We start from the raw sequence: 22,804 nt of genomic DNA on the forward strand, positions 1-22,804 counted from the left end.
CATGGAGGCGTGCCTAGGCCATTGAGGCCCCTGGAATTTTTTCGCCTCTTGACTCTAAGGTCAGGCAACCGAGGCGTGAATTCAACCCCTTTGTGAAAATAAATGTTCTGTTGCAAATTCAGGCGGGGAACCTTAAAACGGCCCCCTCTGGATCAGAACGCGACCGATGTCTGCACATACAAGGTGCGTGGCTCACCCACATACTTACCTTTGTTGTTGTCATCGAACGAGCGCGTGTAGTACTCACGGTTGAAGAGGTTCTTGACCCCCACTGCCACCTTCAGGTTCGACAGTTGTGGCCCGAAGTCGTAGCCAGCTCGGGTGCTGATCAGTATGTAGCCAGGGATGCGGCCGGTACTGCCGTCTGCGCTCTCGGCGCGGGTATTGGCGTTGTCGGCATACTGGCTGCTCTGAAAGCTGCCATCCAGGTTCCATTGCCATGGCCCCTCGGTGTAACCCACGCCCAGGTCGCCTTTGTGACGCGACGAGAATGGCACCTGATTGCCTTTGTTCGGCCCGTCCTCGCGGATGGTCGCATCCACGAAGGCATAGCTGGCATGTACATCGAAGCCTGCCAGCGCCGGGCTGATGCTGTCCAGGGCGTAGCGAATGCTGGTCTCGATGCCTTGATGGCGGGTCTCGCCGCGGGCTATCACCGAGTCGTTGGTTTGGTTGCTCTCGTACTGGTTGTCGAAGTTGATCAGAAACGCACCGATCTCGGCTTGCAGGTCGCCGTTGTCGTAGCGGGTGCCGACTTCCCAGGTACGTGCCTTCTCCGGTTTGACCTCGCCGCGGGTGACGCGGTTGGGCATCTGGCTGTATTGGACGCTGCCAAACGAGCCTTCGGTATTGGCATACAGGTTCCAGCGGTCGGTCAGGTGGTACATCACGTTCAACGCCGGCAGGGCAGTGTTGTAGCTGCCCTGGTAGCGCTGGCCGTTGAGCGAGTTGCTCTGAGCAGAGTCGATCATCTCGTAGCGCACACCCGGTGTGATGGTCCAACGGCCGATGTCGATGCGGTCATCCAGGTAGATGGCATGGGCCTCGGTGCTGCCACGGGTGTCGCGGTCGTTGCGGCTGGCGGTGGTAGGCAGGTTGCCATTGACCGGTTCGCGCAAGCGCAGTTCGTGGCCGGCTTCGTTGATGTAGCGGTAGCCGATACCCAGTTCATGCCAGCTCTGGCCCAGGGCGAGCCCTTGCGAAAAACGCGTTTCGATGCCGCGCACCCAGTATTCGCGTGGCGACAGGGAAATGAAGCTGCCCTGGTCCAGGTAGCCGCTGCGCAGGGTTTTGGTGAAGAAGCTGTTGACGCTGAACTGGCGGTCGTCCTGCTTGTAGTCGTAGCCGAAGTTGAACAGTGTACGGCGGCCCCAGAACTTGTCTTTCAGGCGCGTGGACTGGTACGGGTCGGCGTCGAAGTCCGCCTTGCTCAGGCCACCTGGCATGTCGGCTTCGCCCTCGTAGTACTGGGCCATGGCATGCAGGCTGTTGGCGGGGTCCAATTGCAGCTTGCCCTTGAGGATCAGGTCATCGATCTGGGTGTCGCTGTGCTCACGCCAGTCGCCGCCGCGCACCCCCGAGTACAACAGGGCACCGCCCAGGCCGTTGTCGTTGGTGCCACCGACCAACAGGTTGGCACTGTTCTTGAGGCCGTCATGGCTGGAGGAGGGGCTGATCTGATTTTGCATGGCAGCCTTGAACGTCGCCTCTTCAGGGATGGCGCGGGTGACGAAGTTGACGATGCCGCCGACGTTCTGCGGGCCATACCGCACTGCGCCGCCACCGCGGACCACGTCAACGGCATCCATGTTGCCCATGCTGATGGGGGCCAGCGACAACTGCGGTTGGCCATAGGGGGCAAAGGGCACCGGAATGCCGTCCATCAGCACGGTCGAGCGGGAGGCCAGGCGTGGGTTGAGGCCGCGAATGCCGAAGTTCAGTGCCAGGTCGTGGCTGCCGGTGCCGTTGTTGTCCGGGGCGTTTACGCCGGGCATGCGGTTGAGCACTTCACGCGCGGTGGTGGCGCCGCTGCGTTCGAACGCTTCGCGGCGCACCACGTCGCGAGCGCCTGGGTGCTCGAAGACATTGTCCTGCTGCGCCTCGCCCAGCCAGTCGCCTACCACGGTCGAAGCGCCGAGCTCGACCGCTGCTCCGGAACTGGCGGGCGCAACCGGTTGCAGGCTGAAGGCGTTGTCGGCCTCTTGCCGGGCCTGCAGGCCGCTGCCACGCAGCAGTGCATCCAGGCCGTTGGCGACGTCGTAATTGCCCTGCAGGCCTTGGCTGTCCAGGCCCTGGGTCAGTTGCGAGCCAAACGAGATCAATGCACCGCTTTCGCGGCCGAACTGGTTCAGGGCCTCTTCCAGGGAGCCGGCGGCGATGTGATAGGTGCGTGCTTGGGCAGCGAACAGGGCGGGTGTGGCAACACCCAGGCTGGTGGCGAGCAGTACGGTCTGGACGAGTCGGGTGGGGCGCAGGGGCATCGGGAAAGGTCCTTTGAGAAGGGGGTCTGCCTTCTCTGTCACGCGAGGTTGGAAAAAGGGCTCAGCCGATTGAAAAAAATCTGGAGTGCCAACCGCCGCTGTAGCCCTCAACCCGTTCGCGATTCGACCGTGACCCAGTACCGGGTAAAGCGCCGCACGCGTACGGGCAAGGCCACCTCAAGCATCTGCAGAATCCGCTCACTGTCATCCAGCGGGTAGGAACCGGAAACCCGCAGGTCGGCCACCCGTTCGCTGCAGCCCAGTTGCCCCAGGCGATAACGCCCCAGCTCGGCCAGGAAGTCCGTCAGGCGCATCTGCGAAGCCACCAGCATGCCATCGACCCAGGCGCCGCTACTGCGGTCCAGCGGCGCAATGGCCCGCCAGCCCTGTGCGGTAAACCGCGCCCGCTGCCCAGCCAGCAGCGCCTGGCCGGCGAAACTGGCCGTGCCGCTGAACACCGAGACCAGGCTGAAACCGTCGAACGCCCGTACGTTGAATCGGCCACTGTCGAGCCGCAGCGCACCTTCGGCAGTGCTCAGCAACAAAGGGCGCGTATCGCGTGCCACATCCAGCGCCCGTTCCCCCTCCAGCAGGCGCACCAGGCGCTGGCGCCCATCGAAGTGCACGTCGGCGGCGCTGCGCGTATTGAGTTGCAACACGCTGCCGTCGTCCAGCGGCACCCGCCGACGTTGGCCGACCGGGCTGCGGTAGTCGGCCATCAGCTCAGGCAAGGGGTTGAACCCAGGCAGGGTCATCCCGGCGGCACTGGCCACCCCCACCATAAGCAGTGCCTTGAGGGCACGGCGCCGGGCAGGCGAGGAGGGCGCCTGCAGCGTTGCATGCACCACCGGCGAAGCGACGCCCCGCAAGCGTTGATTGACCTGCTGGATATGCGCCCAGGCCCGTTGATGTTCCTGGTCGGCCAGCAACCACTGCTGCAACGCCTGTTGCTGGGCCTGATCGAAATCCTCGCCCTGGGACTCGATCAGCCAGTGCACGGCCTGTTCGGCCACTTGGGAAGAAAACGAGGTGTTCACAGTGCGAAATAGCAGCGCAACGCTGCCTTGTTCAGGTAGCGCTTGACCGTGGCCAGGGAAATGCCCAGCTCGCGGGCGATTTCGGCCTGGCCGAGGCCGTCGACCTGGGCCAGCAGGAAGGTGCGCTTGATCAGCGGGGGCAGGTCATCGAGCAGACGGTCGAGCGCCAGGAGGGTTTCAAAGATGATTGCCTTCTGTTCTTCGCTCGGTGCCACGTTTTCAGGCACCTGAGCCAACGCTTCGAGGTAAGCGCGCTCTAGTTCCTGGCGGCGGAAATGATTGCACAGCACACGTTTGGCCACGGTGGCGAGAAACGCGCGTGGCTCCACCAACTGCGGTGCCTCGCGCGCCTGGAGCATGCGCACATAGGTGTCCTGGGCCAGGTCGGCGGCACTTTGCGGGCAGCCCAGGCGCCGTCGCAACCAGCTGGTCAGCCAGGCGTGATGGGCGTGGTAAAGGCCTTCGACCGTGGAAGAAAGGGCGCTGGGCACCGTGATACTCCGGCGCCCTGCAGCGCAACTGGTAGTAAGAATTGTTCGCATTGTAGTGATATAGCCAGGCGCTCGGCAACCGACCTTTTCAGTCTTTGCTTATGAGAATTGAAATCATTATTATTGCTACCCCGAATTTTCCCGGACCCTCGCCATGAAGCGCACCGCCGCCGGAATTCCCGTCAGCTACCGTCTGGCCGTGGCTTCGCGCTGCCTGGCGGCGTTGTTGGGCGGCTATCTGCTGGCGTCAATGGCCAGCATCTGCATTGCGCTGCTGGTGCCGCTGTCGCAGGTCGACGCCACCCTGACCGGCCTGCTGTCATCTTTCGTTTTCTACCTGTTGGCCTTCATCTGGTGCTTCGCCTGCCGTAGCGCCTGGCGCGCCTGGTTGGGCGTCATCCTGCCAAGCCTGTTGCTGGGCATGGTCAACGGGCTCGCCTACTGGATGAGAAACCCATGAAGGAAGGCTTCCGCCAGGCCATGGCCTGGCTGCACACCTGGACTGGCCTGATTTTCGGCTGGTTACTGTTCGCCATCTTCCTCAGCGGTACGTTGTCGTACTTCAAGGATGAGATCAGTCACTGGGCACAGCCTGAAGTGCGCCGCCATGCACTCGATCCACTTGCCAGCCTGGGCTTGGCCCAGCGCTACCTACAGGCAAACGCCGGGCACTCTCCAAGCTGGATGATCCGCCTGCCCAGTGAGCGTGAAGCGGCATTGAATGTGGGCTGGCGCGACCCCGAAGGCGGGCGCCGGGGCTTTGTCAGAAAGAGCCTGGACGCCCAGAGCGGCCTGCCGGTAGAGGCACGTGACAGCCGCGGCGGCGAGTTTTTCTACCGCTTCCACTTCGAGCTGCAGATGCCGTATCCGTGGGGGCGTTGGCTGTCGACGCTCTGCGCCTTCATCATGTTGCTCGGGCTGATCACGGGGATCATCACCCACAAAAAGATCTTCAAGGAGTTCTTCACCTTCCGCCCGGGCAAGGGCCAGCGTTCATGGCTGGATGGCCACAATGCCATTGGCGTGCTGGTGCTGCCGTTTCACCTGATGATCAGCTACAGCAGCCTGGTGCTGTTCATGTACCTGGTCATGCCGGCCGGTATCCTGGCGAGTTACGGCGGCAACAGCGATGGCTATTTCAACGACCTGTTCGGCCGCGACGAGGTGCCCCAGGTGGCCAATGTCGCCACCCCCCTGGTGCCGCTGGCAGGCCTGTATGCCAAGGTTCAGGCGCAGGTCCCCGGTGCCCGCATGGGCTTCATCCAGGTGCAGAACCCTGGCGATCGCAATGCCCGCGTCACCTTCACCCAATCGTCGGCCGATAACGTGGCCTACAAGCGCAGCGCCAGCTGGACATTCGACGGGGCAACCGGCGTGTTGCTGAGCCAGGGCGCACCGGAGAGCCCGGCCATGATGACCGCCTTCAGCCTTGCGGGCCTGCACATGGGCAACTACGCAGGTCCAGCGCTGCGCTGGCTGTACTTTGTGTTCGGTTTGGCCGCAACGGCGGTGATCGGCACGGGCCTGGTAATGTGGCTGGGCAAACGCCAGCTCAAACATGCCAAGAGCGAGCGCATCCCTGGCGAATTGCGGCTGGTAGAAGTGCTGAACATTGCCAGCATGAGCGGCCTGCTGCTTGCCGTGGCAGCATTCTTCTGGGCCAATCGCCTGCTGCCGGTGGGGTTGGCGGGCCGTGCCGATTGGGAAATCAACAGCTTCTTCGTGCTCTGGGCGCTGTCGCTGGTGCACGCGCTGCTGCGCCCGGGGCGCCGCGCCTGGGCTGAGCAATTGGGGCTGGGCGCGCTGGCGTTTACCCTGCTGCCGTTGCTCAACGCGCTGTCCACCGGGCAAGGGTTGGACCACTCCCTGGCGGTTGGCGACTGGGCCATGGCGGGCTTCGACCTCACGGCGCTGGCCACCGGCGTGTTCCTGGCCTGGGCCGCAGCGAAAATGCTGCGTGCCCCCAAGCCGGTTGCCAAACGCGCGCCCCGCACGGCCAAGGCAACGGCTCAAGCGGCGCAGGTGCATTGATGCTGAGCATTGCCCTGATCGGCTTCGCCGGGTTCGCCGGCTTGTGCCTGGCGATGGACAAGCACTTCAACGAGCTGCTTGGGCGCAAGCCCGGCCCCGGCCAGTTGCGTAGCCTGCGCAGTGCCGGTTGGCTGTTGTTGCTGGTGTCGTTGGTGCTCTCGGTACACCAGCGTGGCTGGGCCCATGGTCTGGTGGAATGGATCGCCGTGTTGATGGCCGGGGTGACCCTGTGGGTGTTTGTCTTGCCTTATCAGCCGCGGCTGCTGCTGGGGTTGGCTGCCATCAGCGTGGTGCTGGGCCCGCTGCTGGCCGTCGTGGCCGGGTGACGCTGTGATCGAGCCCGACAGCGAAAGCCCCCGCGCACGCTTCGTTGAGGTCTTTCTGGCCCAGCGTGCACGCATGGAGGCGTTGGTCAGCCGCCGGGTCGGCTGCCGGGCCACCGCATCGGACCTGGTCCAGGAGCTGTTCCTGCGTTTCTGGCGCCGCCCTGAGGTCAAGGTTGAAGCGCTGGATACTTACCTGTTGCGTTGTGCGGGCAACCTGGCCATCGACCACCTGCGCAGCGAAGGCAGCCGCGAACGTGTCGCTGAAGCATCGCTGCCGCTGGATGAGGCGTGTTCGGCGCAGGCGCCCGAGCAGGCCTTGGAAGTCGATCATGACCTGCAGTGCATCGAGGCAGCGCTGCGGGCCTTGCCCGAGCGTACCCGGCAGATCTTTCTGCTCAACCGCATTCATGGCTGCAAGTACGGCGAGATCGCCCAGGCCATGCAACTGTCCCAGAGCACGGTAGAAAAGCATATGATGCGCGCCCTTGAAGCGTGCAAGGCGAGTATTGCCGAGCCCGCGTCCATGCGCCGGCCTGGGAGCTACCGTCGATGAGCCATTCAGACATGACTACCGCCGACCCCTCGCAAGCGGCGTTGCACTGGCTGATCCGTATCAACGAGCAGCCCGAGGCGCAGCACAGCGCGGCGTTCAAGCGCTGGCTGCTGGCCGACCCGAAGCATCGCCAAGCCTATGCCCACGCCCAGGCGCTGTGGCAGACAAGCGCGGTGCCCGCAGCGCGCCTGGCCGAGCAAGAGCAGGCAGGCCTGCAGCGCTACCTCGATGCCATGGCCAAGGCGCCTGCCCCAAGGCGCTGGCGTCGCGCCCTGGCGCTGGCGGCGTGCCTGGCACTGGCTGTGAGCGTGGCGGGGGGCTGGCATCCGGGTTACTGGTTACAGGACCTGCGCGCCGATTTCAGCAGCACTGAAACAATTCGCCAGGTGACGCTGGCAGACCATTCGCAGGTGACCCTCGATGCGGGCAGTGCCATTGCGGTCGATTTTGAGCAGGGTGAACGCCGTGTGCGGCTGTTGCATGGTGCTGCGTTCTTCCAGGTCACGCACACAGGTGAGCCGTTCGTGGTGGCAGCAGCGGGGGGGCAGGTGCGTGTGCTCGGTACCGAATTCGAAGTACGTGACCACGCTGACGGCGCACAGGTCACTGTGCGCCGTGGGCGTGTGGCCGTCACCCCGGCCCAGGGGCAGGCTGCCCGTGAGCTGACGGCCAACCAGCAAGTGGCATATGGCGGTGGCCGCGTGGGTGAGACCCTGACCGTGGACAGTGACAGCCGCCTGGCCTGGCGCCAGGGCTGGGTCGATTACTACCAGGTGCCGTTGGCCCAGGTGATCGAGGACTTGCGGCGTTATTACCCCGGGCGGATCGTGCTGCTTGACCGTGAGCTGGGGCAGCGCAAGGTCAGCGGCAGTTTCCCGGTTCAGGAGCCGTTGGTGGCGCTGGATTCCTTGGGCAAGGTGATGGGGTTTTCCAGGCAGACGTTGCTCGGGCGGCTGACCGTTGTCAGGTAGTTTGTGTGAGCAGGCCTTATCGCCGGCAACAGGGTCAGCCCTGGAAAAATTATTTTCAAAAGCGGGTGAGGTAACAGGGCATGGCATCCGTGTAATGAGTGGAAGTGCGATTCATTCGCAGTAATAACCCTCTCATAGGTCAGCGTCCATGAAGTTCACCCCGCGTTGCGTCCCTCTCTGGCTTGGCTTCTCCGCGCTTGCAGCCGTCACCGTTGCCCCTGGCGCGCTGGCCGCCGAACAGGTTCAACTGCACACCTTCGCCCAGCCCAGCCAGCCCCTGGCCCAGGCACTCAACGCCTTCAGCCGTGCCGCTGGGCAAAGCGTGGTGTACACCCTCGAACTGCCCGCTGTGCAGGCACCGGCCCTCAACGGCCGGTTCAGCGCTGAACAGGCCCTGCAGCAGTTGCTGGGCAACGCCGGCCTGACCTGGCGCCGCGTCGATGCCCGGACCCTGACGCTCGAGCCTGTGGATACTTCCGGCGCACTCAACCTGCAGGCCACCACGGTGAACTCGCAGATGGACACCTACAGCTACCAGCCCCCGGCCAATGCCTCGATCATGCGCGGCCAAGGCCCGACCCAGGACATCCCCCAGGCCATCAACGTGGTGCCAGCCCAGGTCCTCCGCGACCAGGCGCCGCGCAACCTCGATGACGCCCTGGCCAACGTCAGCGGCATCACCCAGGGCAACAACTTCGGCGGCACCTCCGACACCGTGATGAAACGGGGCTTTGGCGACAACCGCGACGGCTCGATCATGCGTGATGGCATGCCGGTCGTGCAGGGCCGCAGCCTCAACGCCAGCACCGAGCGGGTCGAGGTGCTCAAGGGGCCGGCCTCGCTGCTGTATGGCATCCAGGACCCGGGCGGGGTGATCAACGTGGTCAGCAAACGCCCGCAACTGCAGCAGTACAATGCCCTGACCGTACGGGGTTCTACCTATGGCAGTGGCAAGAACGGCAGTGGCGGGGGGGTTGACAGCACGGGTGCACTGGGCGACAGCAACTTCGCCTACCGCCTGATCGTCGACCACGAAGATGAGGACTACTGGCGCAATTTTGGCGTGCACCGTGAGTCACTAGTGGCGCCGTCGCTGGCCTGGCTGGGCGAAGATACCCAGGTAGTGCTGGCCTACGAGCACCGCGAGTTTCTCTCCCCCTTCGACCGCGGTACGGCCTTTGGCAGCAATGGCCACCCTTTGGACATTCCGGCCACGCGGCGCCTGGACGAGCCCTTCAATGACATGGAAGGGCGCTCCGACCTCTACCGGCTGGAAGTCGATCACCACTTGGCCGACGACTGGAAACTGCACTTCGGTTACAGCTTCAACCGCGAGACCTACGACGCCAGCCAGGTCCGCGTGACCGGCGTCAACGAAGCCAAGGGTACGTTGACGCGCAGCATCGATGGCACCCACAACGCGATGAGTCGCGACCAGTTCGCCACCCTGAGCCTGAGCGGCAACGTCGAACTGGCCGGGATGCAGCACGATCTGTTGTTCGGCCTGGATCACGAAGACCGCAAGATCTTCCGCGCCGACCTGATACGCCAGACCGCGAAGTCCACGTTCAGCTACCTGAACCCGGTCTACGGCCAGGAAGTGGAAGGCAGCACCGTGCGCGCCAGCGACAGCGACCAGACCGACAAGCTGCGCACCGACGCTGTGTTCCTGCAGGATGCGTTGCACCTGGACGACCACTGGATCCTGGTGGCCGGTGCGCGCTTCCAGCAGTACGACCAGTACGCAGGCCGCGGTCGCCCGTTCAAGGCCAACACCGACACCGGTGGCCAGGCCTGGGTGCCGCATGCCGGGTTGGTCTACAAGGTCGATGAGCAGTTGTCGTTCTATGGCAGCTACAGCGAGTCGTTCAAGCCCAACTCGAGCATTGCGCCGTTGACCGGTGGCTTGGTGCTGGACTCATCGATTGCACCTGAGGAAGGCAAGTCCTGGGAGCTCGGCGCCAAGCTCGACATGCCGGGCAGGCTCACCGGTACCTTGGCACTGTTCGACATCACCAAGCGCAATGTGCTGGTGGCCAACTTCGACAGCAGCAGTGGCGAGACCTTGTACAGCAACGCCGGTGAGGTCAATTCGCGCGGTGTCGAGCTCGACCTGACCGGCCAGCTCAGCGAGCGCTGGAGCCTGATCGGCAGTTATGCCTTCACTGATGCCAAGGTGACCAAGGACCCGGACCTGGAGGGCAACCGCCTGCAGAACGTGGCCAGGCACAGCGGCTCGCTGTCGGCCGTGTACGACTTCGGTAGCCTGTTCGGTGGTGATCGCCTGCGCGTGGGGGCCGGGGCCCGCTATGTAGGCGAGCGTTCGGGCAACGCGACCAATACCTTCGACCTGCCGAGCTATACCGTCGCCGACGCCTTTGCCACCTACGAGACCCAGTTCGAGGACCACAACGTGCGCCTGCAGTTGAACGTGAAGAACCTGTTCGACAAGGTCTACTACAGCTCGGCGGTGAACCAGTACTTCGTCGCCATCGGGGATGCGCGGCAGGTGAGCCTGTCGAGCACGTTCGAGTTCTGATGTGTCGGGGCCACAAAGTGGCCCGCTTAGCAGGTGAAGGCCGCCCGGTACTCGCCAGGGGTTGCGCCGAGCGCCTGGCGAAAGCGGTTGCTGAAATGGCTGGCGCTGGCAAACCCGCACAGCAACGCAACCTCTCCCAACGCAAGCTGGCCCAGGCGCAGCAGTTGGCAAGCCCGGTGCACCCGTCGTGCCAGCAGGTACTGGTGTGGCGGCAAACCAAAGCTGCTGCGGAACATGCGCGCGAAGTGATATTCGGAGAGGTTGCAGCGCATGGCCAGCTCACCGAGGGTAATGGGCTGGTCGAGGTGCGCTTCGATGTATTCGACCAACTGTCGACGCAGGGCCGGCGCCAACCCCCCTTTGAGGCGCAAGCCCTGGCGCAGGCCAACCTGGCTGAGTACCGCGTGATCGACGATTTCGTGCGCCAGGCTGCTGGCCAGCAAGCGCTCGCCAGGCTCATCCCACGCCAGGCGGATCAGTTGGCGAAAACGCGCCGACTGCTGCGGGTCGTCAAGAAAGGTCGCCTCCTGCAACTGCAACTCCCGCGGTTCGCGGTCCAGTAGGCGCACGCAACCGAGGGCGAACTGCGCCTCGCTGATGTACAGGTGGGCCAGGCGGATCTCGCCGTTGACCACCCAGTTCGACTCATGACCGGCGGGCATGATGCACAGTTTGTCCGGTGCGCCCTTGGCGGCCGGGCGCTGGCGGCGGAAGGTACCGGTGCCGTCGGCGATGTAACACGACAGGGTGTGATGGCTCGGTGCCTGGTAGTCGCGGGCATCGTTGCGGTTGCTCCACAGCGCCGCAGCCAGGCCGTCGCCCAGGTGCGCGCTGAGCTCCAGCCGCGCATGGGGGGAGGCGTGCATGGCGTTGAACACGTGCAACTGGCTGAGTGGGGTCATGGGCGATTCCTCTGACGGCCATCGTACTGCGCTTGCCCAGTGGTGACAGCTACCTGGAAGGGAAAAGCGCAAGTTTGTGCAAGCGTGGTCCCGGGGCTTTGGCAAACACTGATGGCCCTGGCGAAGCACTGCGACGTCGATCGCTGGCAAGCCAGCTTCCACAGGTGCTGGGCACCAACGTTGAAAGACCCAAGGATCCCTCCCCATGAACCTGTCCCTGTACGTGCTTACCGTCCTGATCTGGGGCACCACCTGGATCGCCCTGAAACTGCAGCTGGGCGTGGTCGCCATCCCGGTGTCGATCGTCTACCGCTTCGCCCTGGCTGGCCTGATCCTGTTCGCCATCCTGCTGCTGACCCGCCGGCTGCAGCCGATGAACCGGCGCGGCCACCTGATCTGCCTGGCCCAGGGCCTGTGCCTGTTCTGCGTCAACTTCATGTGCTTCCTCACCGCCAGCCAATGGATCGCCAGCGGTCTGATCGCCGTGGTGTTTTCCACCGCCACGCTGTGGAATGCACTGAATGCACGGGTTTTCTTCGGCCAACGGATCGCCAGCAATGTGCTTGGCGGTGGTGCGCTAGGGTTGCTGGGCCTGGGCCTGCTGTTCTGGCCGGAGCTCTCGCACCATGCGGCCAGCCGCGAAACCCTCTACGGTCTGGGCCTGGCCCTGCTCGGCACGCTGTGCTTCTCGGCCGGTAACATGCTCTCCAGCATGCAACAGAAGGCCGGGCTCAAGCCGATGACCACCAACGCCTGGGGCATGGTGTATGGGGCGGTGATGCTGGCGGTGTATTGCCTGGTCAGCGGCATTCCCTTCGCCATGGAGTGGAACACCCGCTACGTCGGATCATTGCTGTACCTGGTCGTACCGGGCTCGGTGATCGGCTTCACCGCCTACCTGACGCTGGTCGGGCGCATGGGCCCGGAGCGGGCCGCCTACTGCACGGTGCTGTTCCCGCTGGTGGCACTGAACGTCTCGGCGTTTGCCGAAGGCTACGAGTGGACGGCCCCGGCGTTGCTGGGCCTGGTGGCGGTGATGGCAGGGAACGTGCTGGTGTTTCGCAAGCCCAAGGTCAGGCCCGACATTGCACTGGCCCGCTGAAGGCGGCATGGATGAAAAAAGCCGGAGAGGCTGGGCGGTGCAGGCAAGCGTGGTAAGGGTTGCCTGCACCGGCCTCTCACCGTCAATGGCTATCAGCCCTTCCACACCTGCGGGTTGACCAGGTCACGCGGCCGCTCACCCAGCAGCGCCGCACGCAGGTTGTCCATTGCCCGGTTGGCCATGGCCGCGCGGGTTTCGGCGGTGGCCGAGCCAATGTGCGGCAGGGTCAATGCATTGGGCAACTGGAACAGTGGCGACTCGCTCAGTGGCTCCTTTTCGTACACGTCCAGGCCGGCGCCACGGATCGTGCCGTTTTGCAGCGCGTCGATCAGCGCCGCCTCGTCGACCACCGGGCCACGGGCGATGTTGATCAGGAATGCGCTGGGCTTCATCAGCTTCAGTTCGCGTGCACCGATCAGCTTGCGGGTGGCGTCGGACAGCGGTACCACGATGCAGACGAAATCCGACTCGGCCAGCAGTTGCTCAAGGCTGCGATACTGCGCGCCCAGTTCCTGTTCCAGCGCCGTCTTGCGGCTGTTGCCGGCATACAGGATGGACATGTTGAAACCGAACCGGCCACGACGCGCGACGGCGGCGCCGATGTTGCCCAGGCCGACGATACCCAAGGTCTTGCCATGCACATCGCTGCCGAAGTGCGCCGGCCCGACGGTGGCTTGCCACTGCCCAGCCTTGGTCCACGCGTCCAGTTCAGCGGTACGGCGGGCGCAGCCCATGATCAGCGCGAAGCCCAGGTCGGCAGTGCTCTCGGTGAGTACGTCGGGGGTGTTGGTCAGGGCGATGCCGCGTTCGTTGAAGTAATCGACGTCGTAGTTGTCGTAGCCGACCGAGACGCTCGACACCACTTCCAGCCTCGCCGCGCCTTCAAGCTGGGCGCGGCCAAGCTTGCGGCCGACGCCGATCAGCCCGTGGGCCTCGGGCAGCGCTTCGTTGAACTGGGCATTGATGTCGCCAAGCTTGGGGTTTGGCAGGATCACGTTGAAGTCTTGCTGCAGGCGTTCGGCCATGGCCGGGGTGATGCGGCTGAACGCCAGGACGGTCTTTTTCATCGGGCTACTTCCAACGGAAAAGCTACAAACTACAAGCTTCACGCCCCAAGAAAAAGCAGCGCATGCACCCATCTGCTGTTTCTTGACGCGTGAAGTGCGTTCAGTTGGCGATCAGCAACTCGTGGGTTTTCAGGTCCGCTTCATGGGCGGCGAGAATTTCCGGCAGCGAATTGCGCAGGTACTCGACCCAGGTCTTGATCTTGGCGTCCAGGTACTGGCGTGACGGGTAGATGGCATACAGGTTCAGCTCCTGCAGCCGGTATTCGGGCATCACCCGCACCAGGCTGCCGTCACGCAGGCCATCGATGGCCGAATAGATCGGCAGCACACCCATGCCCATGCTACTGCGAATGGCCGTTTTCATCGCATCGGCGGAGTTCACCTGGAAGGGCGAGCTGGTGATATTGACCAACTCCTGGCCCTCCGGGCCGTCGAACAGCCACTTCTCCAAGGGGATCACCGGGCTGACCATGCGCAGGCATGCGTGCTGCAACAGGTCGATGGGCTTGTGCGCAAAACCATGCTTGGCCACGTATTCCGGCGATGCACAGACAATGCTGTAGGTAATACCCAGGCGCTGCGAGACGAAGCCTGAGTCCGGCAGTTCGGTGGCCAGCACGATGGACACGTCGTAACCCTCGTCCAGCAGGTCAGGCACGCGGTTGGCCATGGTCAGGTCGAACGTCACGTCAGGGTGCGATTCGCGGTAGCGGGCAATGGCATCGACCACGAAATGCTGGCCTACGCCGGTCATCGAGTGCACTTTCAACTGCCCGGCTGGCCGTGCATGGGCGTCGCTGGCCTCGGCTTCGGCCTCCTCCACATAGGTGAGGATCTGTTCACAGCGCATCAGGTAACGCTTGCCCGCCTCGGTCAGGGCGATACGCCGGGTGGTACGGTTGAGCAGCCGGGTTTGCAGATGGGCTTCCAGGTTGGAGACCGCCCGCGACACGTTCGCGGTGGTCGTGTCCAGTTGCGCCGCAGCGGCAGTGAAACTGCCAAGTTGGGCTACGCAACTGAAAGCACGCATGTTTTGCAGGGTGTCCATGGGTCACTCTCGATGTAGAGGACAAAATTGTGTCATGAAGTAACGGTGTAAAGATGAAAATGTGCCTTCGACCAAAGGCTGATTATCGCTGTTTTGGTAACAAAGATTCGCAGGAATCCACGCTTATCGCCAGTGCGGCGGCCACCTAGAATTGCTCGGCCCCTCCACCTCTTCCTCGGGAAATCGCAGCTGTGCCGCGTCGCATCATCAGAACGCTCCAGGCGTTCAGTGCCTGTGCCCTTAGTCTCACCTTGAGCGGCTGTATCGGAACCTGGGGTATTGCCCCGCAAAGCAAGACACTGCAAGCCAATACCTTGACCACGGATGCGGCCATTCGCGACGCCGCCACCGACGCCCACTGGCCCGACCAGCAGTGGTGGCATGCCTATGGCGACCCGCAACTGGACCGCTGGATCACCTTGGCCGTGGCCGGTAGCCCGAGCCTGGCCATGGCGGCAGCCCGGGTACGCGAGGCCAAGGCCATGGCCGGTGTGGTCGAATCGGCGGAAAAGCTTCAGGCCAATGGCCAGGCGACGCTCAAACGCCATAACTGGCCCGAGGACCCGTTCTATGGCCCTGGCGCGCTGTCGGGTGCCAACACCTGGGACAACAACGCCGCCATCGGCTTCAGCTATGCCCTTGACCTCTGGGGGCGCGAACGCAACGCCAGCGAACAGGCCGTGGACCAGGCGCACATGAGCGTGGCCGAGGCACGCCAGGCGCAGCTTGAGTTGCAGAACAACGTAGTGCGCGCCTACATCCAGCTGAGCCTGCATTTTGCCCAGCGCGACATCGTCAAGGCCGAGCTTGAACAGCAGGAGCAGATCCTGGCCCTGGCCAAGCGCCGCCTCGACGCCGGCATCGGTACCCATTTCGAAGTGAGCCAGGCCCAAGCGCCGCTGCCCGAAACCCATCGCCAGCTCGACAGCCTCAACGAGGAGATTGCCCTGACCCGCAACCAGCTGGCGGCGCTGGCGGGCAAGGGGCCGGGGGAGGGCGCGCAGATCCAGCGCCCGACCTTGACCCTCGGTGCGCCCCTCAAGCTGCCGTCGGCGCTGCCGGCCGAGCTGGTCGGTCAGCGCCCCGACGTGGTTGCCAGCCGCTGGCAGGTGGCAGCCCAGGCCCGTGGTATCGATGTCGCCCATGCCGGGTTCTTCCCCAACGTCGACCTGGTCGGCAGCCTGGGCTTCATGGCTACCGGTGGCGGGCCACTGGAGTTCCTGACCGGGCGCAAGTTCAACTACAACGTAGGCCCGGCCATCAGCCTGCCGATTTTCGACGGTGGCCGCTTGCGCTCGCAGTTGGGCGTGGCCTCGGCGGGCTATGACGTGGCCGTGGCCCGTTACAACCAGACGGTGATTGGCGCGTTGAAGAACATCTCCGATCAGTTGATCCGCCGGGAATCGATGAAAGAACAGTCGCACTTCGCCGCCGAATCCGTGGCGGCGGCGCAGAAAACCTACGACATCGCCATGGTCGCCTTCCAGCGTGGCCTGACCGACTACCTCAACGTGCTCAATGCCCAGACCTTGCTGTTCCGCCAGCAGCAGGTGCAGCAGCAGGTGCAGGCTGCACGCCTGGTGGCCCATGCCGAGCTGGTGACTGCGTTGGGTGGGGGCCTGCAGGCTGGCAAGGACGTGCCTGAGGATGGGCGCCAGGATGCGCCGACAACGCCGGCGACCCTGGCCATTTTCGACCGCAAGGCGGACCACCCCGAATGAGTACATCGAGCCTGCCCCTGCGCTGGCTGCACAGCCTGGAATGGCGCCGGGGCTTCTTTGCCTGGGCGCGCACCGACGGGGTGACCTGGGTTTACATCTTCAAGGTGCTGGCCGCCGCGTTCATCACTTTGTGGCTGGCCATGCGCCTGGAACTGCCGCAGCCGCGCACGGCGATGATCACCGTGTTCATCGTCATGCAGCCGCAGAGCGGCCATGTGTTTGCCAAGAGTTTCTACCGGGTACTGGGTACTTTGGCCGGTTCGGCGATGATGGTCGCGCTGATTGCGATTTTCCCGCAGAACACCGAACTGTTCCTGCCCAGCCTGGCCTTGTGGGTGGGCTTGTGCTCGGCGGGTGCCATGCGCTACCGCACCTTCCGGGCCTACGGTTTCGTGCTGGCAGGCTACACCGCAGCGATGATCGGCCTGCCGGTGCTGGAGCACCCCGACCAGGCGTTCATGGCTGCCGTTTGGCGCGTACTGGAAATTGCCCTGGGCATTCTCGTCTCGACCTTCGTCAGCGCCGCGATCCTGCCGCAATCGGCCAGCGCGGCCATGCGCAACGCCCTGTACCAGCGCTTTGGCGTATTCGCCGGGGTGGTGGTCGAGGCGCTGCGCGGCGACAGCCAGCGCGACCGCTTCGAGACCAGCAACGTGCGCTTTGTCGCTGAGGCGGTGGGGCTGGAAAGCCTGCGCAACGTCACCGCGTTCGAAGACCCTCACATGCGCAGGCGCTCTGGCCGCCTGGTGCGCATGAACAGCGAGTTCATGGCCATCACCACGCGGTTCAACGCGCTGCACCGGTTGCTGGAGCGGCTGCGTGCCCGTGGCCCGCTGCAGATCGTCGGTGCCATCGAGCCTGGCCTGAACACCTTGGTCGAGCTGCTCCAGCCTTATGTAGGGCGGGCGCTGACCGACGCCGATGCGCTGCGCCTGACGCTGGAATTGGCGGCCTACAAAGAGGGCCTGCAAGCCCAGGTGCGCGGCCTGCGCGCCGAGTACCTGCAAACCAACCCCAGCGAGTCGGACCTGCTCGATTTCCACACCGCGTTCGAGCTGCTCTACCGCTTCGTCGACGAGATGTTCAGCTACGCCGAAACCCATGCCTCGTTGGCCGCACACCGGCACCAGCGCGAGCAATGGGATGAGCCCTATGTGGCGCAGACCAGCTGGCTGGTGTCACTGGCCGCTGGTGTGCGGGCCTCGGCGGTGCTGTTGCTGCTGGGCAGCTACTGGCTGCTCAGTGACTGGCCCAGCGGTGCCATGATGACCCTGATCGCAACGGTCACGGTGGGCCTTTCGGCGGCGTCACCGAACCCCAAGCGCATGTCGTTCCAGATGGCCTGCGGCACAGCCATCGGCGCGTTTGTCGGGTTTTTCGAAACCTTCTTCGTATTCCCCTGGATCGACGGTTTCCCGCTGCTGTGCATGGTGCTGGCGCCCGTGTTCGTGCTGGGCGCGTTTCTCTCGTCGCGCCCGGCCTATGCCGGTTACGGCATCGGCCTGCTGGTGTTCTTCGCGATTGGCTCGGTGCCGAACAACCTCACCGTGTATGACCCGTACACCTTCATCAACGACTACATCGGCATGGTCATCGGCATGTTCGTCTGCGCCGCAGCCGGGGCCATCATCCTGCCGCCCAATAGCCGCTGGTTGTGGAGCCGCCTTGAGCAGGAACTGCGCGAGCAGGTGCTGTTCGCCATCAGCGGGCGCCTGCGCGGCATCGGCACGGCCTTCGAAAGCCGCACCCGCGATCTGCTGCACCAAGCCTATGGCCTGGCGGCCGGCAAGCCGCAGGTGCAGAGCGAGCTGATGGGCTGGATGTTCACCGTGCTGGAGATCGGCCACGCGATCATCGAACTGCGCAAGGAACAGGCGCGCGCGCCGGTTCACCCGGCCTATGCCGAGTCGCAGCCGTGGCGTCAGGCCATCCGTGTCATGGGCCGGGCACTGGCGCGGCTGTTCCTGCAGCCCAACGCCAGCAACCACGAGCGCGCCCTGGTGGCGGTGGACCATGCCATCAGCCGCGTGCAGGCCACCGATGAGCCTTTCGCCCGCCATTTCGACACGTCGGTGCTGCGCCGTGCGCAGAGCTACCTGCACTTCATCCGTTCCTCCCTGCTCGACCCACAGTCGCCACTGGCACCGGCGAAAGGATTGCACCATGCCCCGTGAGATCGCCTTCCATGGCGTGTACATGCCCACCATGACCTTGATGTTCCTGTTCGCCCTGGGCCTGGCCTGGGGCCTGGACCGCTTCATCGCCAGCCATGATGGCTACCGCTTCTTCTGGCACCCGGCGCTGTTGCGCCTGTCCCTGTTCGTCTGCCTGTTCGGCGCCCTGGCGCTGTCGCTCTACTGGTGAGAATCCGTCGATGAAAAAGTTCTTCAGCCTGATCGCTACCCTGCTGGTGCTGACCGCTGCCGTGGTGATCGGTCGCCAGTTGTGGCTGCACTACATGACCACGCCGTGGACCCGCGATGGGCGCGTGCGCGCCGACATCATCAACGTTGCCGCCGATGTGCCCGGCTACGTGGTGGATGTGCCGGTCAAGGACAACCAGCGGGTGAAGAAAGGCGACCTGCTGATCCAGATCGACCCTGAGCATTATCAACTGGCGGTCGACCAGGCCAAGGCGCTGGTCGCCTCGCGCAAAGCCACCTGGGAGATGCGCAAGGTCAACGCCAAGCGCCGCGCTGACATGGACAACCTGGTGATCTCCAAAGAAAACCGTGACGACGCCAGCAATATCGCCAACTCCGCCCTGGCCGATTATCAACAGGCCCAGGCCGAACTGGCAGCGGCCGAGCTGAACCTCAAGCGCACGCACATCGTCGCCACGGTCGATGGCTACGTGACCAACCTGAATATCCACAAGGGCGACTATGCGCGCACCGGCGAGGCCATCATGGCGGTGGTCGACGAGCATTCGTTCTGGGTGTACGGGTTCTTCGAAGAAACCAAATTGCCCCACGTGAAGGTTGGCGACCAGGCCGAGTTGCAAATGATGAGCGGCGAGCGCATCAAGGGCCATGTGGAGAGCATCGCCCGTGGCATCTACGACCGCGACAACCCGCAGAGCCGTGAACTGATCGCGGACGTGAACCCGACCTTCAACTGGGTGCGCCTCGCGCAGCGGGTGCCGGTACGGATTCACATCGACGAAGTGCCCGAAGGGTTTTTGCTGGCCGCGGGGACGACGTGTACGGTGGTGGTGAAACCGAGCGAGGAGTGATCTGCGCTACCCGCTACAACGGGGGGCATGGCGTGGGCCTTTCAAGCGGCTGGGCCCACCAACACCGGCACCTGCACGCGATCGATCACTTTCGCGCTGATCGACGGGTCCAGCAACCGCCCCAGCCTCGACAGGTGCCGGTGGCCCATGATGATCAGTTCGCAGCGCAGCTCCAGCGCCTTGCCGACGATGGCTTCGACCGGCTGGTCGGCCACCATGCAGCCCTGGCTGGCGAAGCCGGCTTCGCGCAGTGTGCGTACTGCGTTGGCCACGGCGCCTTCGGCCAGTTGCTGTTCATCGCAGGCGGCGGGGTATTCCTCCTGTTCCTCTTCGGTGTAGGCCGTCGGGTGATCGTGTACGGCGAAGGTCGCGTCGATGGCCAGCAGTACATGCAACTCGTGTTCGCCCGGCAGGCAGTAGCGGCGCGCCAGGGTGAGCAGGGCCGTTGAGGCAGGGGAGGCGTCGATGGCGATCAGGACAGGGCTGGGCATGCGGGATCCTTGGCAGAGGCTGGCTGAGGTGTCTGCAGGGTCGGCCTCTTCACGGGCTTACCCGCGAGAGGCCAGACCTGCCAATGCTTCATTTAAAGCCGAACACGGCCAATGAATAAATGCCCCGACACGCACGAGCGCATTGCGTCTGGTGCAATCATCCGACCTGTTAATATCGCCGTTCCCAACCTCGTTACGGAAAACGGCCATGCAACTCCCGGACATGAACCTGCTCGTCGCCCTCGACGTCCTGCTCGACGAGGGCAGCGTGGTCGGCGCAGCGCAGCGCATGAACCTGAGCCCGGCGGCAATGAGCCGTACCTTGGGCCGCATCCGCGAGGCACTGGGCGACCCCATCCTGGTCCGCGCCGGCCGCGGCCTGGTGCCGACGCCGCGGGCGCTGGCGCTGCGCGAGCAGGTGCACGGGCTGGTGGAGCAGGCCGGGCAGGTATTTCGCAGCCGTGACGACGTCGATCTGGTCAACCTCGATCGTGCTTTCAACATCCGCACCAACGACCTGTTCATCGCCCTGTACGGGGCCCAACTGCTGCGCATGATGCTGGCCCAGGCACCACACACGGTATTGCGCTTTGTACCAGAGGGCAGCGGCGACGATGATGCGGTGCTGCGCAATGGGCAAATCGACTTGATCATCAGTTCAGCCATTGAACTGGGCCCGGAAATCAAGGTTCAGAGCCTGTTCAATACCTACTTCGTGGGCCTGGCGCGTGACGGCCACCCCATCTTCGATGGCGAAATTACCCCTGAGCGCTTCGCCGCCTACCCGCAAATAAGCGTGTCACGCCGGGGCCGCGCCAATGGGCCTATCGATGTGGCGCTGGCCAATCACAAGGTGGAGCGGCGAGTGGCGCTGATCACCACCAGCTTTCATTCAGCGATGTTTTCGCTGCCGGACTCGGACCTGATCCTGCCGATACCCGCCAATATCCTCAATAGCGTGAACCGGCTGAAACTGCCCTTGCGGTCCTTCGAGATCCCTGTGCCATTGGAAAAGGTCAATGTCATGCAGGCGTGGCACCCGCGCTTCGATAACGACCCGGCCCATCGCTGGCTGCGGCAGACGCTGAAGGCTTGCGGCAGCATGGACCCTTGACACGCCTGGCGTTATCGCAACATCGCCGATTGCGCCTGGCGCAATATAAAGCTGCCAACAAGTCAGTTTTCGTAAGCATTCGACCTTCTTAGACTTGCTCCAGTCGCAATTTTGTTGCTGGAGATGTCTGCCCATGAGTTCCCTGTCCGCCCCGTCTGTTGCAATGGCCGCCGCCCCGGCGCCGGCCGCGCCTGCGCAGACTGCGTTCGGCCTGCAGGTAGTAGTTGGGTTGTTCGGTGTTTTGCTGGCCGTGCTCTGTGCGGGCCTCAACGAGTCGGTGACCAAGATCTCCCTGGCCGATATCCGCGGGGCCATGGGCATCGGCGCCGACGAAGGTGCCTGGCTGCTGGCGGTGTACAGCGCCGCTTCGGTCTCGGCCATGGCCTTTGCGCCATGGCTGGCCACGACCTTCTCGCTGCGGCGCTTCACCATGAGCGCTGTTGGCCTGTTTGCCGTGCTCGGCCTGCTGCAACCGTTCGCTCCCAACCTGCACAGCTTGATGTTGCTGCGCATACTGCAGGGTTTCGCCTCTGGTGCCCTGCCGCCGATGCTCATGAGCGTGGCCCTGCGCTTCCTGCCGCCAGGTATCAAAGTCTATGGCCTGGCCTGCTACGCCCTGACCGCCACCTTCGGTCCCAACCTCGGCACGCCATTGGCGGGGCTGTGGACCGAATACGTTGGCTGGCAATGGGCGTTCTGGCAGATCATCCTGCCGTCGGCCCTGGCCATTGTCTGTGTCGGTTGGGGGTTGCCGCAGGACCCGCTGCGTTTGGAACGTTTCAAGCAGTTCGACTGGCGTGGCGTGCTACTTGGCCTGCCCGCCATCAGTTGCATCGTGCTGGGCCTGTCGCTGGGCGACCGTTGGGGCTGGCTCGACTCGCCGCTGATCTGCTGGCTGCTCGGCGGTGGCCTGCTGTTGCTGGTGCTGTTCATGTACAACGAATGGTCCGAGCCGCTGCCGTTCTTCCAGTTGCGCATGCTGTCGCGGCGCAACCTGAGTTTTGCCCTGGTGACACTGGCCGGTGTACTGATCGTGCTCTCGGGCGTGGGCAGCATCCCGTCGGCCTACCTTGCGCAGATTCAGGGCTACCGCCCGGCGCAGACCAGCCCGTTGATGATGCTGGTGGCAATGCCGCAACTGATCGCCCTGCCGCTGACGGCGGCACTGTGCAACATCCGCGCGGTGGACTGCCGCTGGGTGCTGGGCATTGGCCTGGCGATGCTGGCGGTGTCCTGTGTCGGCAGCAGCCTGCTGACCAGTGAATGGATCCGCGGCGACTTCTACCCGTTCTACCTGCTGCAGGTGTTCGGCCAGCCCATGGCGGTGCTGCCGTTGCTGATGCTGTCCACCAATGGCATGACCCCGCAGGAAGGCCCCTTCGCCTCCAGTTGGTTCAACACGGTCAAGGGCCTGGCCGCGGTGATCGCCGGTGGCCTGCTGGACGCCCTTGGCACCGTACGCCGACATTTCCATTCCAACCACCTGGTGGACAGCCTGGGCAACGCCCCGCTGGTCGACGGCAACGCCGCTGGCCTGGCCAGGCGTATTCACGACCAGGCGCTGGTACTGACCTCGGCCGACCTGTATCTGGTCATGGCCTGCATCGCCGTGGCCCTGATCTGCCTGATTCCTTTCGTGCCTACCCGGGTCTATCCGCCGCGTGCGGTGGCCTGAACCCTGGATGAATTCGAGAAC

20 protein-coding genes are annotated in these 22,804 nt (G+C 64.1%); 13 read left to right on the forward strand and 7 right to left on the reverse strand.

Annotation, left to right across the window (positions count from 1 at the left end; all coding sequences use genetic code 11):
• Positions 1-152: 152 nt before the first annotated feature.
• From fecA to L6D80_RS09450, 3 genes are all read right to left on the reverse strand, one after another.
• A complete protein-coding gene (gene fecA, locus L6D80_RS09440) occupies positions 153-2,480 on the reverse strand; it encodes a TonB-dependent Fe(3+) dicitrate receptor FecA (protein ID WP_176515680.1) in 2,328 nt (775 codons plus the stop codon).
• 107 nt (positions 2,481-2,587) lie between these two features.
• The gene (locus L6D80_RS09445; protein ID WP_176515682.1) at positions 2,588-3,517 is read right to left on the reverse strand and encodes a FecR domain-containing protein; all 930 of its coding nucleotides are present in this window, start codon (positions 3,515-3,517) and stop codon (positions 2,588-2,590) included.
• The gene (locus tag L6D80_RS09450) at positions 3,514-4,059 is read right to left on the reverse strand and encodes a sigma-70 family RNA polymerase sigma factor (RefSeq protein ID WP_176515684.1); all 546 of its coding nucleotides are present in this window, start codon (positions 4,057-4,059) and stop codon (positions 3,514-3,516) included. The genes L6D80_RS09445 and L6D80_RS09450 overlap by 4 nt, the downstream gene beginning before the upstream one ends.
• A 103-nt stretch (positions 4,060-4,162) precedes the next feature.
• Between L6D80_RS09450 and L6D80_RS09455 the strand changes: the two genes are divergently transcribed.
• From L6D80_RS09455 to L6D80_RS09480, 6 genes are all read left to right on the forward strand, one after another.
• Positions 4,163-4,468 carry a DUF3649 domain-containing protein gene (locus L6D80_RS09455; RefSeq protein ID WP_054899195.1) on the forward strand — a complete coding sequence of 102 codons (306 nt, stop codon included), beginning with the start codon at positions 4,163-4,165 and terminating at the stop codon, positions 4,466-4,468.
• Positions 4,465-6,039, forward strand: a complete 1,575-nt coding sequence (locus tag L6D80_RS09460; protein WP_176515686.1) for a PepSY-associated TM helix domain-containing protein — start codon at positions 4,465-4,467, stop codon at positions 6,037-6,039. The genes L6D80_RS09455 and L6D80_RS09460 overlap by 4 nt, the downstream gene beginning before the upstream one ends.
• On the forward strand, positions 6,039-6,365 hold the full coding sequence (locus L6D80_RS09465; protein WP_054899197.1) for a DUF3325 domain-containing protein: 327 nt from the start codon (positions 6,039-6,041) through the stop codon (positions 6,363-6,365). The genes L6D80_RS09460 and L6D80_RS09465 overlap by 1 nt, the downstream gene beginning before the upstream one ends.
• Before the next feature lie 4 nt (positions 6,366-6,369).
• Positions 6,370-6,918: an RNA polymerase sigma factor gene (locus L6D80_RS09470; RefSeq protein WP_156358049.1), complete on the forward strand. Its 549-nt coding sequence runs from the start codon at positions 6,370-6,372 to the stop codon at positions 6,916-6,918.
• Positions 6,915-7,889 (forward strand): FecR family protein, encoded by a 975-nt coding sequence (locus tag L6D80_RS09475; protein WP_176515688.1) that lies wholly within the window; start codon positions 6,915-6,917, stop codon positions 7,887-7,889. Before L6D80_RS09470 ends, L6D80_RS09475 begins: the two co-directional genes overlap by 4 nt.
• A 148-nt stretch (positions 7,890-8,037) precedes the next feature.
• A complete protein-coding gene (locus L6D80_RS09480) occupies positions 8,038-10,428 on the forward strand; it encodes a TonB-dependent siderophore receptor (protein ID WP_176515690.1) in 2,391 nt (796 codons plus the stop codon).
• A 26-nt stretch (positions 10,429-10,454) separates the two neighbouring features.
• Here L6D80_RS09480 and L6D80_RS09485 read toward each other — a convergent pair whose 3' ends face one another.
• Positions 10,455-11,330, reverse strand: a complete 876-nt coding sequence (locus tag L6D80_RS09485) for a helix-turn-helix domain-containing protein (RefSeq protein ID WP_176515692.1) — start codon at positions 11,328-11,330, stop codon at positions 10,455-10,457.
• Positions 11,331-11,535: 205 nt separating this feature from the next.
• On the opposite strand from L6D80_RS09485, the gene L6D80_RS09490 reads away from it, so the two are divergent.
• Positions 11,536-12,432, forward strand: coding sequence for a DMT family transporter (locus L6D80_RS09490; protein ID WP_176515694.1), 897 nt, complete (start codon positions 11,536-11,538; stop codon positions 12,430-12,432).
• Between the two features lie 92 nt (positions 12,433-12,524).
• Here the strand turns inward: L6D80_RS09490 and L6D80_RS09495 are convergent, their stop codons facing one another.
• The gene (locus L6D80_RS09495; RefSeq protein ID WP_176515696.1) at positions 12,525-13,499 is read right to left on the reverse strand and encodes a 2-hydroxyacid dehydrogenase; all 975 of its coding nucleotides are present in this window, start codon (positions 13,497-13,499) and stop codon (positions 12,525-12,527) included.
• A 100-nt stretch (positions 13,500-13,599) separates the two neighbouring features.
• Positions 13,600-14,547, reverse strand: coding sequence for a LysR family transcriptional regulator (locus L6D80_RS09500; protein WP_054899203.1), 948 nt, complete (start codon positions 14,545-14,547; stop codon positions 13,600-13,602).
• 191 nt (positions 14,548-14,738) lie between these two features.
• Between L6D80_RS09500 and L6D80_RS09505 the strand changes: the two genes are divergently transcribed.
• The 4 genes from L6D80_RS09505 to L6D80_RS09520 are packed head-to-tail and all read left to right on the forward strand — an operon-like array spanning position 14,739 to position 19,503.
• The gene (locus tag L6D80_RS09505) at positions 14,739-16,268 is read left to right on the forward strand and encodes an efflux transporter outer membrane subunit (protein WP_054899204.1); all 1,530 of its coding nucleotides are present in this window, start codon (positions 14,739-14,741) and stop codon (positions 16,266-16,268) included.
• Entirely contained in the window at positions 16,265-18,442 is a 2,178-nt protein-coding gene (locus L6D80_RS09510) for an FUSC family protein (protein ID WP_054899205.1), read from the forward strand. Before L6D80_RS09505 ends, L6D80_RS09510 begins: the two co-directional genes overlap by 4 nt.
• Positions 18,432-18,632 carry a DUF1656 domain-containing protein gene (locus L6D80_RS09515; protein WP_008097766.1) on the forward strand — a complete coding sequence of 67 codons (201 nt, stop codon included), beginning with the start codon at positions 18,432-18,434 and terminating at the stop codon, positions 18,630-18,632. The genes L6D80_RS09510 and L6D80_RS09515 overlap by 11 nt, the downstream gene beginning before the upstream one ends.
• 10 nt (positions 18,633-18,642) lie before the next feature.
• A complete protein-coding gene (locus L6D80_RS09520; RefSeq protein ID WP_176515698.1) occupies positions 18,643-19,503 on the forward strand; it encodes an efflux RND transporter periplasmic adaptor subunit in 861 nt (286 codons plus the stop codon).
• A 41-nt stretch (positions 19,504-19,544) separates the two neighbouring features.
• Here L6D80_RS09520 and L6D80_RS09525 read toward each other — a convergent pair whose 3' ends face one another.
• Complete coding sequence (locus L6D80_RS09525) at positions 19,545-19,994, reverse strand: universal stress protein (RefSeq protein WP_176515700.1); 450 nt, start codon at positions 19,992-19,994, stop codon at positions 19,545-19,547.
• A 208-nt stretch (positions 19,995-20,202) separates the two neighbouring features.
• Here L6D80_RS09525 and L6D80_RS09530 point away from each other — a divergent pair, with 208 nt between their 5' ends.
• Together L6D80_RS09530 and L6D80_RS09535 are read left to right on the forward strand one after the other, a co-directional pair.
• The gene (locus L6D80_RS09530) at positions 20,203-21,108 is read left to right on the forward strand and encodes a LysR family transcriptional regulator (protein ID WP_054899208.1); all 906 of its coding nucleotides are present in this window, start codon (positions 20,203-20,205) and stop codon (positions 21,106-21,108) included.
• Between the two features lie 133 nt (positions 21,109-21,241).
• The gene (locus L6D80_RS09535; protein ID WP_054899209.1) at positions 21,242-22,783 is read left to right on the forward strand and encodes an MFS transporter; all 1,542 of its coding nucleotides are present in this window, start codon (positions 21,242-21,244) and stop codon (positions 22,781-22,783) included.
• The last annotated feature ends 21 nt before the right edge of the window (positions 22,784-22,804 follow it).

The sequence above is a fragment of the Pseudomonas ceruminis genome (assembly GCF_021602025.1).
GTDB lineage: Bacteria > Pseudomonadota > Gammaproteobacteria > Pseudomonadales > Pseudomonadaceae > Aquipseudomonas > Aquipseudomonas ceruminis.